A 14,884-nucleotide genomic window follows, 5' to 3' on the forward strand; every position below is an offset into this window, starting at 1 on the left:
ACTTTTTCCACGCTTTCACTTACCAGGTGATGACAACTCCGCAAGAGTTGCCCGTGGATTCTTTTTGTCGAATCGCATTTCAACAAAACACCTCAAATGTATGAAAAAAACGAAAAGGGTACTGTTGACACTCATGAAAATCACGGTCATTCAACTAGTACTGGCTACGTCCCTGTTTACCATGAGTTTTGCCTATGACGGCAAGGCCCAGGATCTGCTCAATAAGAAAGTAACCTTATCTATACAGGGACAATCCATCAAAGAAGCTTTGAAAGCCGTGGAACGCCTGGCGAACGTAAAGTTTGTCTACAGTTCCCAGCTCATTCAGGCGGATCGTAAGGTGACGATTTCCGTAACAAATGAATCGCTGAATCGGGTTCTCGCTCAATTACTCCAGCCGTACCGATTAACGTATGAAGTTTCGGGCGGTAATATCATTCTAAGCCGCAACATCACCACCCTTCCGACCCGAATGGGGGGGAGCAGTAGTTTGATGTCGATTCCGGCCGTAGTCATCACCGGCCGCGTCACCGACGCCGCGGGTGCGGGTATTCCGGGTACGACGGTACGCCTGAAAGGTGGTTCGGCGGGTACGAGTACGGATGCGGATGGTAAGTTTTCGCTCAATGTACCGGACGGATCGGGAACGCTCATTTTCTCTTCCATCGGTTATGCCACCAAGGAAGTAGAAATCGCGAACCAGACTTCTCTTAACGTTACGCTGGAGGCCGATACCAAGCAACTAACGGAAGTAGTTGTCGTGGGTTACGGTACGCAAAAGAAACAGGATCTGACGGGTGCCGTATCCGTGATCAACGTATCACAGTTGACGGAGCAGCCTTCGCCGCAAATTACCAGTCAGTTACAGGGTCGTGCTTCCGGGGTGACGGTACTGGGTTCAGGTCAGCCGGGGGAAGCTCCGCAAATCCGGATTCGCGGGATCAACACCTTCGGTAATAACTCGCCTTTGTACGTCGTGGATGGCGTGCCGACGCAGAACATCAACGACATCAACCCTAATGACATCGCTTCCATGCAGATTTTGAAAGATGCCGGTTCGGCGTCGATCTACGGTTCGCGGGCGGCCAACGGGGTAGTGATTCTGACGACGAAACGCGGCAGCGGAAAAATCAAGGTTTCGTACGATGCGTATTACGGTGTACAAACACCGAAGAGTGGTAATGTCTGGAATATTCTTTCACCCCAGGACATGGCCAATCTGAAATTCCGGGCGTTGCGAAATACATCAGACAAAGCCATCGATGATCCTCAGTACGGTACAGGGCCAGATCCTAGACTGCCTACGTACATTGAAAAACCGGATGATATGACTGACGATAATGTTGATGAATCTAAATATTACGTCAATCCAAACTATACGGACAAAGCTGATTACGATCGTTTTGCTCGGTTTGTTCGAGCCAATAAAGCGGGTACGGACTGGTTTCATGAAATATTTAAACCAGCTAGTATACAGAGCCATAACGTAGCGGTAAGTGGTGGAGGAACGCAGGGTAATTATTTGTTTTCGCTGAACTACTTCAACCAACAGGGAACGCTGCTGAACACCTACCTGAAACGGTATACGATCCGCTCGAACAGCCAGTTCAACATCAGCGACCACGTACGCGTAGGCGAAAACCTGGCGTTTGCCGTTTCGGATAACCGTCGGGTAAACTCGTCCACCGAAGGTAGTGCCATCGGTATGGCGTTCCGGATGCAGCCCATTATTCCGGTATACGATATTCGGGGCAACTATGCAGGCTCATTCGGGGATGGTTTAGGTAATGCTAAAAACCCGGTAGCGATTCAGGAGCGGGCTCGTAACAACAAAGGCTTAAACAATCGTTTGTTCGGTAACATGTACATCGAGGCTGATTTTCTCAAGGACTTCGTGGCCCGGAGTAGTTTCGGGGGTGAAATTTTCTCGGGAGCTTTCAACAGCTTTGCCTACCCCGAATACGAAAATGCGGAAAACCTGACCATAAACTCCTACACCGAAAATACGTTCAGCGGGTTCAACTGGACCTGGACGAACACCCTGACCTGGTCACACAATTTCAATAATACGCACGATCTAAAAGTGTTAGTGGGTACGGAAGCCTATCGCAACCGGGGCCGTAACGTAGGGGGTACGACGACGGGTTACTTCTCGTTCGATCCGAACTTCACGAACCTGTCTACGGGTTCCGGTACGCCTACCAATTACAGCAGCCGCTATGCCGATGCTCTATTCTCCCTGATTGGCCGAATTGATTACAATCTTTTGGGCAAGTATCTGGTGAGTGCGACGGTACGTCGGGATGGCTCTTCGCGTTTCCTGAATACGCAATACGGGGTGTTCCCGGCATTCAGTGCGGGTTGGCGGATTTCGCAGGAAGAATTCATGAAAAACGTATCGTGGATTACGGAATTGAAACTGCGGGGTGGCTACGGAATCATGGGTAACCAGTTGAACGTAGATCCGGCAAACGCCTATACGGCTTACGGCGGAATTCGGGGCCAGTCCTATTATGACATTACGGGAAGTAATAAAATCCAGGAAGGTTTTCAGCGAACCCGTATCGGTAATCCCGATGCCAAGTGGGAGCGGAACATCAACTCCAACATTGGTATTGATGCAACGCTATTCAAAGGAAAACTGGATATCGCCCTGGATTACTATCGCAAGGATATCCGCGACCTGCTCTACAATCCTGAACTGGCTGCGACCGTGGGCTTGGGTAGTGCTCCTTTCGTGAACATTGCCAACATGAAAAACTCAGGGATCGATCTGGCTATAACCTGGAATGGCAACATCACCAGTGACCTGAAATTCAATGTAACGGGAACGTTAACTACCTACGATAACAAAATTCAGAAAGTATCGAATGGCTCCAGCTACTTCGATCAGGAAGGTCGTCGTTTCAACGGTAGTAGCATTGTACGCAACGCCGTGGGACACTCCATTGGTCAGTTCTTTGGTTACAAAATTGATGGATTCTGGGATTCACAGGATGAAATCAATCAGGCCAATCAACAGGCTCGCGAGCGGACGGGCAATGCCTCAGCCATTTATCAGACGGATGTAGCCGTGGGCCGTTTCCGCTACGCTGACGTCAATGGAGATGGACAGGTAACCGACGCTGACCGTACCTTCCTGGGCAATCCAAACCCGAAGTTTAGCTACGGTATCAATCTGGGCTTGAATTACAAAAACTTCGACTTCGGGATCTTCCTGTACGGCGTAAAAGGCAATGACATCTGGAATAACGTACGCTGGTGGACGGACTTCTATACCAACTTTGCGGGAGCGAAGAGTTATACGGCTTACTACGATTCCTGGACGCCGGATCACATGAACGCCAAGGCTCCGATTCAGGAAGATAAAGGCTCATTCAGTACGAACCAGGTACCCAACTCGTACTACATCGAAAAAGGATCGTACCTCCGGGCCAAGAACGCCCAGATTGGATACACCTTCCCGGCTAACATGCTGAAAAGCGTAGGCGTGAGCCGCTTACGGGTGTATGTTCAGACAGCCAACCTGTTTACCATCACCAAGTACTCGGGCCTGGATCCTGAAATTGGCACTACGGTAAATACCAATAATAGCTCGGGTGGTAGTAACAACCAGTCTTTTTCTACTACGACGTCTTTTGGTATCGACGAAGGGGTATATCCGAACCAGCGTCAATTCTTATTAGGTCTGAATTTATCCTTCTAAACAAACGTGCGGAACTCGATGAAAACGATACGATACATTCAGGTTACGGCAGTGCTGGCAGCCTGCCTGACTACTTTTTCCTGCAACAATACGTTTCTGGATCAACCGGCACTGGGTGCAATTAATGATACGCAGCTAACCAGTAAAGCGGGTGTGAATACACTCTTGACGGGAGCTTACGCCGTGCTGGACGGTATTACGACGACTGATCAGAGTGCCTGGGAAGTGGCTCCGGGTAACTGGATTTACGGCAGTGTGTCCGGGGGCGATGCTCACAAAGGCAGTGATGGAGCGGATCAGGGGAGTATGAACGATTTAATGACGTATACGCAAAACCCGAGTAACGGTTTTTTCAACAGTAAATGGAGAGCCGGTTACGAAGGGGTGAACCGGGCCAATACGACGTTATATTACGTGAAAAAAGTGACGGACCTGACTGCTACAGAGTCGAAAACCATTGAAGCGGAGGCCCGATTCTTGCGGGGACATTATTATTTTGATCTGAAAAAGATGTTTAATAATATTCCCTGGATCGACGAAAATACGAGTGATTACAGTGCCCCAAATGCGACGGATTTCTATAAACCGAATACAGAAAACGTCTGGCCCAATATCGAAGCAGATTTCAAATTTGCCTTTGATAACCTGCCTGATAAACAAGGTAGTGTAGGGCGGGCCAATAAGTGGGCGGCCGGAGCGTATCTGGCTAAAACGTATCTCTACCAAAAGAAATACAGCGAAGCCAAAGCAATGTTTGATCAGGTGATCGCCAGCGGAGTAACATCCAACGGTTTGAAATATGCCTTGACGGATCGCTTCGAAGATAACTTCGATGCGGCTACGAAAAACAATGCCGAGTCGGTCTTTGCGGTTCAGATGGTTGCCAACGATGGTACCAATAACATTGATAATGCCAACCGGGGTCAGATGCTGAATTTCCCGTATCAAAGTCCCTTCCGTTGCTGCGGTTTTTACCAGCCTAGTCAGGATCTGGTGAACTCGTATCGGACGGATGCGTCGGGTTTGCCTTACGTGGATACGTACAATAGTACGCCGGTAAAAAGTGATATGGGCGTTCTTTCAACCAGCCCCTTTACGCCGGACAACACCACGCTTGATCCGCGTTTGGACTGGACGGTGGGTCGTCGGGGCATCCCGTACCTGGATTGGGGCAGACACCCCGGTCAGGCCTGGATTCGGAGTCAACCCTATGCCGGTCCGTATTCACCGAAAAAGAACGTGTACTGGCAGGCTACGCAGGATAAATACTCGGATCAAAGTACCTGGGCTCCCGGCACGGCTATTAACGTACTGATCATTCGTTTTGCGGATGTACTGCTCCTGGCCGCTGAAACCGAAGCTCAGTTGGGTAATCTGGCAAAGGCTCAGGAATACGTGAATCTGGTACGGGCCCGGGCCGCCAAACCCGTGAATCTGGTGTACAACTATCAGAATGAAAGCAGTCCGATGGCTGGTTTTTCAACGACGCCTGCCGCGAACTACAAAGTGACCGTTTACCCAGCTGGAACGTTCGCCGGTTACGGAAAAGACAAAGCCTTACAGGCCATTTATTTCGAGCGGAAACTCGAGCTGGCCATGGAAGGACACCGTTTCTTTGACCTTTCCCGGTGGGGCATTGCGGAGCAGACCCTGAACAACTACATCCAGTACGAAAGCAAAATCACTACGGACCTGACCGGTGGTCGATTTACGGCTCCCAAGAACAACTACTTCCCGATTCCCCAGCGACAAATTGACCTTTCCACGGTAAATGGACAGGCCACGCTGAAACAGAATCAGGGATACTAGCGGGTTTTGAATTTAGGGTTGGGCGTTTTGAGTCGCTCATCCCAGACCTGTTCTATAAATATCCCGAAAGCCTCAAAACTTTCGGGATGTTTCATTTAGAAATAACTTTCCGTGATCCTGAAAAGACCTGTATTCATTAGAACAAAAAGTCTAACTTGAATAGATCTTGGTAACAGAATCCTTTAAACCCCAAACACTCATGCAGGCACGTCGTAACTTCTTGAAACAGGCCGGCTTTTTGCTGGCTGGTAGTACGGTTTATCCCTTTCTGTCGCAGGCAAAAGAGCATAACCTAGCCGCCAAGCCTATCGGCATACAGCTTTTTACGGTATTTGAACCGATGAATAAGGACCCGCAGGGGACGCTCCAGCAAATCGCCGCCATCGGGTATAAGGAGATCGAGTCGGCGTTTAGTAGTCGGGGCGGTTATTACGGATATAAACCGAAAGAATTTAAAGCGTTAGTAGAAGATCTGGGGATGAAGTGGCGTTCACACCACGCCGTAGGAGCACCCTTCAAGCCGCGTCCGGGGATGAAACTACCGACGGGCTCGGATGGTAAACCCATGACCATTCCGCCCATGCTAAACCTGCGGGATAACTACCAGCAGCTCGTCGACGATGCCGCCGAAGCGGGCCTCAAGTATCTGGTGTGTGCAAGTACGCCCGTGGCCACGATGGACGAGATCAACAGCTCCATCGAGGTCTTTCAAAAAGCGGGAGAAGCCAGTAAAAAGGCGGGTCTGCAATTCGCGTATCACAACCACGCGACGGAATTCGATCCGGTTGAAGGAGGGAAGACCCCCTACGAAGTCATTTTGAAACAGACGAGTCCGGATTTGGTAAAAATGGAATTAGACCTGGCCTGGGCGACCAAAGCGGGTAAAGATCCGGTGGCTTTGTTCAAGGAGCATCCGGGCCGTTTTCCGCTCTGGCATATCAAAGACATCAAAAAGGATCTGAACGCCATTACCGAAGTAGGCAACGGCATCGTGGACTTCAAACACGCCTTCGCCGCGGCCAAAACCGCTGGATTGAAGTACTTCTTTGTCGAGCAGGATCTGGCTCCATCGATGGATAGTATTAAAACCAGTTACGAGCATTTATCAAAGATTTTGGCTTAGATACATTAGTTTAAAAAATCCCGCTTACCCGAGAGGTTAGGCGGGATTTTTCAATGAATACAAATGCTATTCTTTCCGTATGAACAACGTACATCGTTTCTGGGTGATGGGCTTGAGTTTGCTGATGGGCTGCGGTCCGACTTCGGAAACGAAGAAAGAACCCGACGGAGCCGAACTGGTAGCAACCCATTGCTCGGGTTGTCATTTGCCCGTAAAACCCGAACAACTGGACAAGGAAACCTGGCTGAAGCACGTCCTGCCCGCGATGGCTCCAAAACTGGGTATTCCTACAACGGCCAATGGCGAGTACTATCAGGTGGCTAACAATCAGCAGAAATCAGCGTTGTCGTTTGCCGAATGGACGCAACTGGTGACCTATTTCGAAAAAAATGCTCCTGATCGTCTGAAGGCTGCTCCGAGAGAAGCGTTAAAGCAGGACTGGTCCATCTTTGCTTTGGAAAAGCCCAGCGAATTTCCGGAATCGGCACTGACCACTATGGTGCAGTTTCACGAGGGAAAAATCTACTCGGGGCAGAATGGGCAGCCAACGCTGTATGCCTGGGATAAGACCCTGCGTCGTTCGGAAGCAGCGACGCTGAACTCTCCCGTTGTGCATGCGGCCTTTGTGAGTCCGACGGAAGCAGTCGTTACGACAATTGGTACCTTACTGGCGGTAGATCAGCCCGTGGGAGAGGTGGTGAACGTCGATTTGCGGACGAAGAAGACGAAGGTCATCGCGAATGCCTTGATTCGACCTATTCAATCGGTACCCGGTGATTTCAATAAAGATGGTCGTACGGATTGGATCATCTGCGGATTTGGCCACAATCAGGGAGGTTTGTATCTGTCCGTACAACAAGCCGATGGCTCGTACCAAACCCAGCCGATTCGGGCCGAGGCCGGAGCTACGCAGGTAGTTGTAGACGATTTTAATAAAGACGGCTGGCCCGACTGTATGGCCCTGTTTGCCCACGGGGACGAAGGCCTCTGGTTGTTTACGAACGATCAAAAAGGTGGGTTTGAAGCCCGAAACGTACAGCGATTTTTACCCCTGGCGGGGTCAACCAGTTTTCAGTTGATTGATCTGAACAAAGACGGTCAGTTAGATTTAGTGTACACGAGTGGTGACAACAGCGATTACTCCAAGATACTCAAGCCTTACCATGGGGTATATACCTTCATCAATCAGGGGGATTTCAAATTTAAACAGCAGTGGTTTTATCCCGTTAACGGCAGTACCAAGGTGATAGCCGCCGACTTCGATCAGGATGGCGACATGGATTTGGCGACCATTGCCTTTTTCGCCGATTTCAAACGTACGCCTGAAGAAAGTTTCATCTACTTTGAGCAGGAGGCCAATGGCCATTTCGTGCCGCACGCCGTACCCGTTCACGCCTACGGTCGCTGGATTTGTATGGACGCTCAGGACTGGGATGGTGACGGCGATCTGGATATTGTACTGGGAAATTATAGCCGTGGCTTCAATAATCAGGAAGATTATCAACCTAACTGGAATAGCCAGTTGCCCCTGATTGTACTGCGAAATAAGACCAGGGAGTGACAGCCTTGGCAAGGCTTGACTGGAAAATCTCCGCTGAAACCGAGGGAAGGTGTTATTTTTGCAAATCATAGGTCTGCCGAACAAACGCGGCAGCGATGGTTATTCCCCAGCATGAAGTCACTTACCATTGTCAACCGCCATTATCCGCCCAATCCCGGTATTACGGGCGAATCGGCCTGGGATTTAGCTCAGGTACTGATTGAAAAACATGGCGTTGAGGTACACATTGTTCATATTGACCGTACGTACGACGGGGGCGGAGCCGTCCGCAAACCCGTCGGTCATACGCACGCTGTATCGACGATTTACGAGGGAAAAACCCACTCTTCCGATTCATTGCGGGGCCGCTCGATGGCTTTCTGCTGATTCGGAAGGCATTGAAGCTAAAGAAAGGGCCTTTGCTGGTTATGACCAGTCCGCCCTTACTTCCGTTCTGGGCTTCGCTGTTTTTAAAGCGGAAAAACTGGATCCTGTGGAGTATGGATTTATTTCCGGAAGGTTTTGCCGCCGACGGGAAAATCAAACCAACCAACCGCCTGTACCGCTGGATTCTCAAGAAAACCTACGAAAACGCTCCCAAAGCCCTGATTGCTCTGGGACCAAATCAGGCGGAGCTGTTGCGACGTAACTACCAGCAGTCCATTCCCACCATCCTCTTACCCTGTGGCGTACTCGTGGATCAGTCCAGGGATAAAACCCGACCCGACTGGCATTCGGATGATACCAAAATTTACCTGGGCTACGCTGGTAATGTAGGGGAGGCTCATTCAGCAGAATTTCTGGAAAGTGTTATTCGTCAGTTTAATCCAGAACAACAGCAATTAGTACTGGCCCTGTACGGCACCAAAGCCGAAGGACTACTGAAACTGGCCGAAGGAAAATCAGGGATTACGATATTAAAAAGCATTCCCCGGGCCCAACTTCATTGGCTGGATATACAGCTCGTTAGCCTTCTGCCGCAGTGGACGCACATTGCCGTGCCATCCAAAGCCGTGAGTGCCATTTGTTCGGGTTCACCCATTCTTTTTTGCGGTAGTAAAGAAGCGGATACCTGGGAACTTCTTCGGGATGCTGCCTGGTTAATCAATACTGACGAAGAGCTGGATACTCAGGTGAAACAGGTGTTAGATTCACTGACTCATTCGGAAATCGAAGATAAAAAACGCTCGGCCCGGCTCGTTTCCCGCAGACTCAACGAAATGGTCGATCAGGCGTATCAAAGCATAGAAAAATTGATTTAGTAGAGTTTTGAGTCTAGGGTTTTGTGTGTAGCGTTACGGCTGCTCTTTCCGAAGTCTGCTCTTTCGGCTTATAAATCTGGAACAGCGGGGAACAGAAACAACGAAGGAAGTCAAATCAAAACCCAAAACCCTTTTAAGGTTAACTACCTTACGAACGCATGAAAAAAACAGTATCCTACGTACTAGAGCCCGAAATAGCTCTGGATACGGACCGTTTTCGGCAGTTCATTGCCGATGAATTTAGCTTACCCCTGGAGGCTAGCGACTGGCAGGTACGCAAGACCCGGCAATCCGTCGATGCTCGAAGTCGACAGGTAAAAATTAACGTCGAAGCCGAAGTTTTCATCAACGAAACACCCCAACCGCAACGGCAGTACGAATTCTCGTACGGTAATGTGAGCCAGGCTCAGACGGCAATTGTCGTGGGGGCAGGCCCGGCGGGACTGTTCGCAGCTTTGCGGCTCATTGAACTGGGGGTTCGTCCGCTTGTACTCGAACGCGGGAAAGACGTGCGGGCCCGTCGCCGGGATCTGGCTGCAATCAACAAAGAACATCTGGTCAATCCCGAATCCAACTACTGCTTTGGCGAAGGCGGGGCGGGTACGTATTCCGATGGAAAGCTCTATACCCGTTCTAAAAAACGCGGGGACATTCGGCGTATCCTCGAAATTCTGGTTAATCATGGGGCCGTCGAAGATATTCTGGTGGAGGCCCACCCGCACATTGGCACCAACAAGTTACCCAATGTCGTGGCCGCCCTTCGCGAACAAATTCTGCAATCCGGAGGAGTAATCAAGTTTGATACGAAAGTCACCGATTTTATCCTGGAAAAAGGAGAAATGCGGGGCGTTATTACCGCTGACGGGCAAAGCTATACGGGGCTGGGCGTCATTCTGGCAACGGGACATTCTGCCCGGGATATTTTCGAACTCTGCGAGAAACGGGGCATCCTGCAGCAAGCCAAGCCTTTTGCGATGGGCGTGCGGATCGAACACCCGCAGTCGCTGATTGACCAGTTGCAGTACCACCGGCCCGATCGGGGCATTCTGCCCGCTGCCTCGTACAGTCTGGTCGCTCAAACGCAGTACAAGGGTGTTGAACGGGGCGTATTTTCATTCTGTATGTGTCCAGGTGGTTTTATCGTTCCGGCGGCTACGGCTCCCGGCGAGCTGGTCGTCAATGGCATGTCGCCTTCCCGCCGCGATTCCTACTTCGCCAATTCAGGCATGGTGGTAGCCGTCAACGAGCCCGATTGGAAAAAATACAGTAAACACGGGGCTTTGGCCGGACTCCGCTATCAGCAGGAAGTGGAGCAGCAAGCCTGTCAGGCGGCGGGGCAAACACAATTGGCACCTACCCAGCGGGTACAGGATTTCCTGACGGGTAAGGTATCGTCCTCGCTGAACGAGACTTCGTATCAGCCCGGACTGGTCGCTCTGGATTTATCGAGCCTGTTACCCGAAACCATTGCTCAACCCCTGAAGCTGGGCTTACAGGAATTTGGCAAACGCATGCGGGGCTATGCCTCCAACGAAGGTCAGCTCATTGGCGTAGAAAGCCGAACGTCTTCACCCGTACGGATTCCGCGGGATCGCGAAAGTTATGAACACATACAGGTCAAACGACTGTATCCTTGCGGAGAAGGGGCCGGATACGCCGGAGGGATTGTCTCGGCGGCAGTAGATGGCGAACGTTGTGCTGAAGCCCTGGTCGATCGTTACCGCCGCTAAGCCGGAAAAGGGGCGGGGAATGGTTTTCGGGGATCAGAAGTCGAGATAAAAAAATGAGTGACCGAATCCGAACAGTTTCAGTAACTTATGTACCTAAACCACGGGTGAGTTCCGCAAAGTATGTGCTGATTTCAGTCAGGAAGACGTATCTTGCAGGGCACACCCCGAAATTTCCTCACCAATATGAATCTGACTACGGCAACCTTCTCTGAATTTTCCCAGTCACTCAGCCAGCGATTGCAAGAGCCGCTGCCGGGTGAACTGGCCCATCAGAAAATGGCTTCCGGCAGCCGGACTCGCTTCAAAATCCAGCCCAACGAACGCACGCGGCAAAGTGCCGTTTTGATCTTATTTTACCAGTATCTGGGTAATATCTATCTGCCTCTGATTCTTCGGCCTAAGTACGAAGGGGTGCACGGCGGTCAGATGGCTTTTCCTGGTGGACGCATGGAACGAACCGATAAAAGTTTGATTCATACGGCCTTACGCGAAGCTCAGGAAGAAATTGGAATCAAAGCCAGTGACGTAAAGATCCTGGGTTCACTCACCAAATTGTATATTCCACCCAGTAACTTCTGGGTGTTACCGGTCGTCGGAACCCTGCCGTACCGCCCTGATTTTTATCCGGATCCCGTAGAAGTCGATATGATCTTCGAAGTAGAATTAATGGAGATGATGAATGAAGGCATTCTCGGTACCGAAAAACGCGAATCCAAAGGTTTCGTTTTCGACGCTCCCTATTACCTGTTGCAGGAGAATAAAGTATGGGGTGCTACGGCCATGATGATTGCCGAATTATTGGTAGTCGTGCATGAAGCCCAGTAGAAGGAAATGAGTAAATTTTATATACAATTCTGAAGGAATAAGCGATAGGTGGCGTAAAATATTCATTAAAATTCACTATCTTTACCCATGAGCAGAGCAGTCTGCTTCAAAAAAGGTACGATTCATCTGAAGTACTGACAATTTCCATATATACATTAAATATCAGGGAGTTAACAGGGCAGATCCTTCAAAATACCAAGTGTTTTACCCCACGAATGGGGTCTGCTTCCCATTCGATTTGAACCCGTTTTTTACCCATGTCCGAAGCACTCGAACAGGAAGAATCCTTGCATCAGCAAATGTCCGTCGATGGGCTGTATGAGCAATGGTTTCTGGAATATGCCTCCTATGTGATTCTGGAGCGGGCTGTCCCCGCTATTGAAGACGGATTTAAGCCCGTACAACGTCGCATCCTGCACGCCCTTCGCGAGCTGGATGATGGCCGTTTTAATAAAGTAGCCAACGTCGTTGGGGCGGCCATGCAGTATCACCCGCACGGCGATGCCTCGATTTACGATGCCATTGTAAACATTGGTCAGAAGTCCCTGCTGTTTGATTGTCAGGGAAACTGGGGCGATATCAATACGGGCGATAGTGCAGCCGCAGCCCGGTACATTGAAGTACGTCTGTCAGCTTTCGGTAAGGAAGTCGTCTTCAACGAAGATACTACCGAATGGCAACTGAGCTACGATGGACGGAAACGCGAGCCGGTTACGCTACCCGTTAAATTCCCTTTACTACTAGCCCAGGGCGTGGAAGGGATTGCCGTCGGGCTTTCCACCAAAATTCTGCCCCATAACTTCATTGAACTTTGCGAAGCTTCCATTGAAGTGCTGAAAGGGCACTCGATTTCCTTACTGCCGGACTTTCCGACGGGAGGTATGATCGATGCCAGCAACTACAATGATGGGCAACGCGGAGGCAAAGTACGGGTACGGGCGAAAATCCGCGAGCTGGATAAGAAGACGCTCGTGATCCACGAAATTCCGTACGGCACCACGACGACTTCCGTAAAGGACTCGATCATCAAGGCCAACGATGAAGGCAAAATCAAGATTCGTAAAGTAGAAGATCTGACGTCGAGAAACGTGGAAATTCACGTGCATCTGGCTCCGGGCGTATCCCCGGATATTACCATCGATGCCCTCTACGCCTTTACGGAATGCGAAGTAAGCATTTCGCCCAATGCCTGTATCATCATCGGCGATAAGCCCGTTTTTTCTAACGCAACGGATATTCTGCGAATTAATACCGAGCAGACCAAGGACTTGCTACGGCAGGAACTCGAAATCCGGAAGAACGAACTACAGGAAAAAATTCTCTTTTCTTCGCTGGAAAAAATCTTCATCGAAAACCGCATTTACCGCAAAATCGAGGAATGCGAAACCTTCGAAGCGGTAATTGCCACGGTGGACAAAGGGCTAAAGCCTTATAAAAAGAATTTTTACCGGGAAATTGTCGAGGACGATTTGTTACGACTGCTGGAAATCCGAATCAAACGTATTTCCCGCTACGACGCTTTCAAGGCCGACGAAGTAATGAAACGCCTGAATGATGAGCTGACGGAAGTGCTCGATCACCTGGCACACCTGACCCGGTACGCGATCGATTATTACAAAAATCTGCTGAAGAAATTTGGCAAAGGTCGCGAACGTAAAACCGAACTCAAAAACTTTAATACCGTATCCGTGGCCGTAGTGGCGGCGACGAATGCCAAGCTGTACGTCAACCGTGAGGATGGATTCATCGGTTTTGGATTGAAGAAAGACGAGTACGTCTGCGACTGTTCCGATATCGACGACATCATCGTTTTCCGCCGCGACGGCAAGTGCCTGGTGACCAAAATTCAGGAAAAAGTATTTGTCGGGAAAGACATTATTTTCTGCAGTATATTCCGCAAAGGAGATGATCGCCGGGTGTACAACCTGATCTACAGCGATTCCAAATCCGGAGTTACCTACGCGAAACGGTTCTGTGTAACGGCCGTAACCCGCGATCGGGAGTATGACCTGACAGCGGGTAATCCAAAGTCTAAATTACTCTGGTTTACGGCTAACGACAACGGAGAAGCGGAGACCGTAGAGATCAAGTTGACGGCTTCCTGTACGGCCAAGGTGAAGCAGTTTGAATGGGATTTTGCTAAACTCGCCATCAAAAACCGCGAAGCACTGGGGAATCAGGTGACGAAATTCCCGGTTCGTAAAGTTGAACTCAAACGTACGGGAGTATCCACGCTGGGCGGCGTAGACATCTGGTACGATGCGACCATCAGCCGCCTCAACCGCGATAATCGGGGGCAGTACCTGGGGAATTTCGAAGCGAAAGATTCCATCCTGGTGGTGTACAAAGATGGCAATTACGAGTTGACCAGCTTTGAACTGACGAATCGTTACGAGCAGGATCAGATCTTGGTGCTGACCAAATACACCCCGGAAACGGTGATCTCCGCAGTTCATTACGACGCTGCCCAGAAAAACCATTTTGTGAAGCGTTTCCACATCGAAACGACTACGATCGATAAGAAATTTCAGTTTATCAGCGAGGCGAAAGGTTCTAAGTTGCTGATGGCGAGCGTAGACGCTCATCCGCGAATCGAGGTAGCTACGAAGGAAAAGGACAAAGGACCCGTCGAGAAAGAGGAAGTGGCCGTGGATGAGTTCGTGGAAGTACGGGGCTGGAAAGCCCTGGGTAATAAGCTCTCATCGCATAAAGTGGTAGAGGTGAAAACGCTGGCTTCAAAGCCGGTGGAAAAGCCCCAGGAAGTGAAAAAGATTCCGATTGAAACCGAAACGGAACCTGAACATTCCTCCGAAGAAAAAGTTACTGAAGAACAGGATGACACGGCTCCGATTAATCAATTAGATTTGTTTGGTTAGGCAAAGCTTCCGA

The 14,884-nt window shown here is 50.0% G+C and carries 9 protein-coding genes; all 9 read left to right on the plus strand.

Translation table 11 applies throughout. The features are described 5' to 3' along the window. The first annotated feature begins 100 nt into the window (after positions 1 to 100). Complete coding sequence (locus BWI93_RS04135) at positions 101 to 3,706, plus strand: TonB-dependent receptor (RefSeq protein ID WP_094808888.1); 3,606 nt, start codon at positions 101 to 103, stop codon at positions 3,704 to 3,706. Between the two features lie 18 nt (positions 3,707 to 3,724). Continuing rightward, positions 3,725 to 5,515, plus strand: a complete 1,791-nt coding sequence (locus tag BWI93_RS04140; RefSeq protein WP_094808889.1) for a RagB/SusD family nutrient uptake outer membrane protein — start codon at positions 3,725 to 3,727, stop codon at positions 5,513 to 5,515. A 199-nt stretch (positions 5,516 to 5,714) separates the two neighbouring features. Next, entirely contained in the window at positions 5,715 to 6,638 is a 924-nt protein-coding gene (locus BWI93_RS04145) for a sugar phosphate isomerase/epimerase (protein WP_094808890.1), read from the plus strand. A gap of 79 nt (positions 6,639 to 6,717) precedes the next feature. After that, the gene (locus tag BWI93_RS04150; RefSeq protein WP_094808891.1) at positions 6,718 to 8,199 is read left to right on the plus strand and encodes a VCBS repeat-containing protein; all 1,482 of its coding nucleotides are present in this window, start codon (positions 6,718 to 6,720) and stop codon (positions 8,197 to 8,199) included. Between the two features lie 111 nt (positions 8,200 to 8,310). Continuing rightward, a complete protein-coding gene (locus BWI93_RS28510; RefSeq protein WP_255157722.1) occupies positions 8,311 to 8,565 on the plus strand; it encodes a hypothetical protein in 255 nt (84 codons plus the stop codon). A gap of 41 nt (positions 8,566 to 8,606) precedes the next feature. After that, positions 8,607 to 9,440 (plus strand): hypothetical protein, encoded by an 834-nt coding sequence (locus tag BWI93_RS04155; protein ID WP_255157723.1) that lies wholly within the window; start codon positions 8,607 to 8,609, stop codon positions 9,438 to 9,440. A 158-nt stretch (positions 9,441 to 9,598) separates the two neighbouring features. Beyond that, positions 9,599 to 11,170 carry an NAD(P)/FAD-dependent oxidoreductase gene (locus tag BWI93_RS04160; protein WP_094808892.1) on the plus strand — a complete coding sequence of 524 codons (1,572 nt, stop codon included), beginning with the start codon at positions 9,599 to 9,601 and terminating at the stop codon, positions 11,168 to 11,170. Between the two features lie 189 nt (positions 11,171 to 11,359). Then, positions 11,360 to 11,995, plus strand: a complete 636-nt coding sequence (locus tag BWI93_RS04165; protein ID WP_094808943.1) for a CoA pyrophosphatase — start codon at positions 11,360 to 11,362, stop codon at positions 11,993 to 11,995. 257 nt (positions 11,996 to 12,252) lie between these two features. Continuing rightward, entirely contained in the window at positions 12,253 to 14,871 is a 2,619-nt protein-coding gene (locus BWI93_RS04170; RefSeq protein WP_094808893.1) for a DNA gyrase/topoisomerase IV subunit A, read from the plus strand. Positions 14,872 to 14,884 lie beyond the last annotated feature (13 nt).

The organism is Siphonobacter sp. BAB-5385, from assembly GCF_002261125.1.
In the GTDB taxonomy this organism is placed as follows: Bacteria; Bacteroidota; Bacteroidia; order Cytophagales; family Spirosomataceae; genus Siphonobacter.

What these genes read in the sequence shown, in the direction of transcription:
- BWI93_RS28510 (WP_255157722.1), top strand. Translation starts at nt 8,311, where the DNA reads ATGAAGTCACTTACCATTGTCAACCGCCATTATCCGCCCAATCCCGGT.
- BWI93_RS04155 (WP_255157723.1), top strand. Translation starts at nt 8,607, where the DNA reads ATGACCAGTCCGCCCTTACTTCCGTTCTGGGCTTCGCTGTTTTTAAAG.
- BWI93_RS04135 (WP_094808888.1), top strand. Translation starts at nt 101, where the DNA reads ATGAAAAAAACGAAAAGGGTACTGTTGACACTCATGAAAATCACGGTC.
- BWI93_RS04150 (WP_094808891.1), top strand. Translation starts at nt 6,718, where the DNA reads ATGAACAACGTACATCGTTTCTGGGTGATGGGCTTGAGTTTGCTGATG.
- BWI93_RS04170 (WP_094808893.1), top strand. Translation starts at nt 12,253, where the DNA reads ATGTCCGAAGCACTCGAACAGGAAGAATCCTTGCATCAGCAAATGTCC.
- BWI93_RS04145 (WP_094808890.1), top strand. Translation starts at nt 5,715, where the DNA reads ATGCAGGCACGTCGTAACTTCTTGAAACAGGCCGGCTTTTTGCTGGCT.
- BWI93_RS04140 (WP_094808889.1), top strand. Translation starts at nt 3,725, where the DNA reads ATGAAAACGATACGATACATTCAGGTTACGGCAGTGCTGGCAGCCTGC.
- BWI93_RS04160 (WP_094808892.1), top strand. Translation starts at nt 9,599, where the DNA reads ATGAAAAAAACAGTATCCTACGTACTAGAGCCCGAAATAGCTCTGGAT.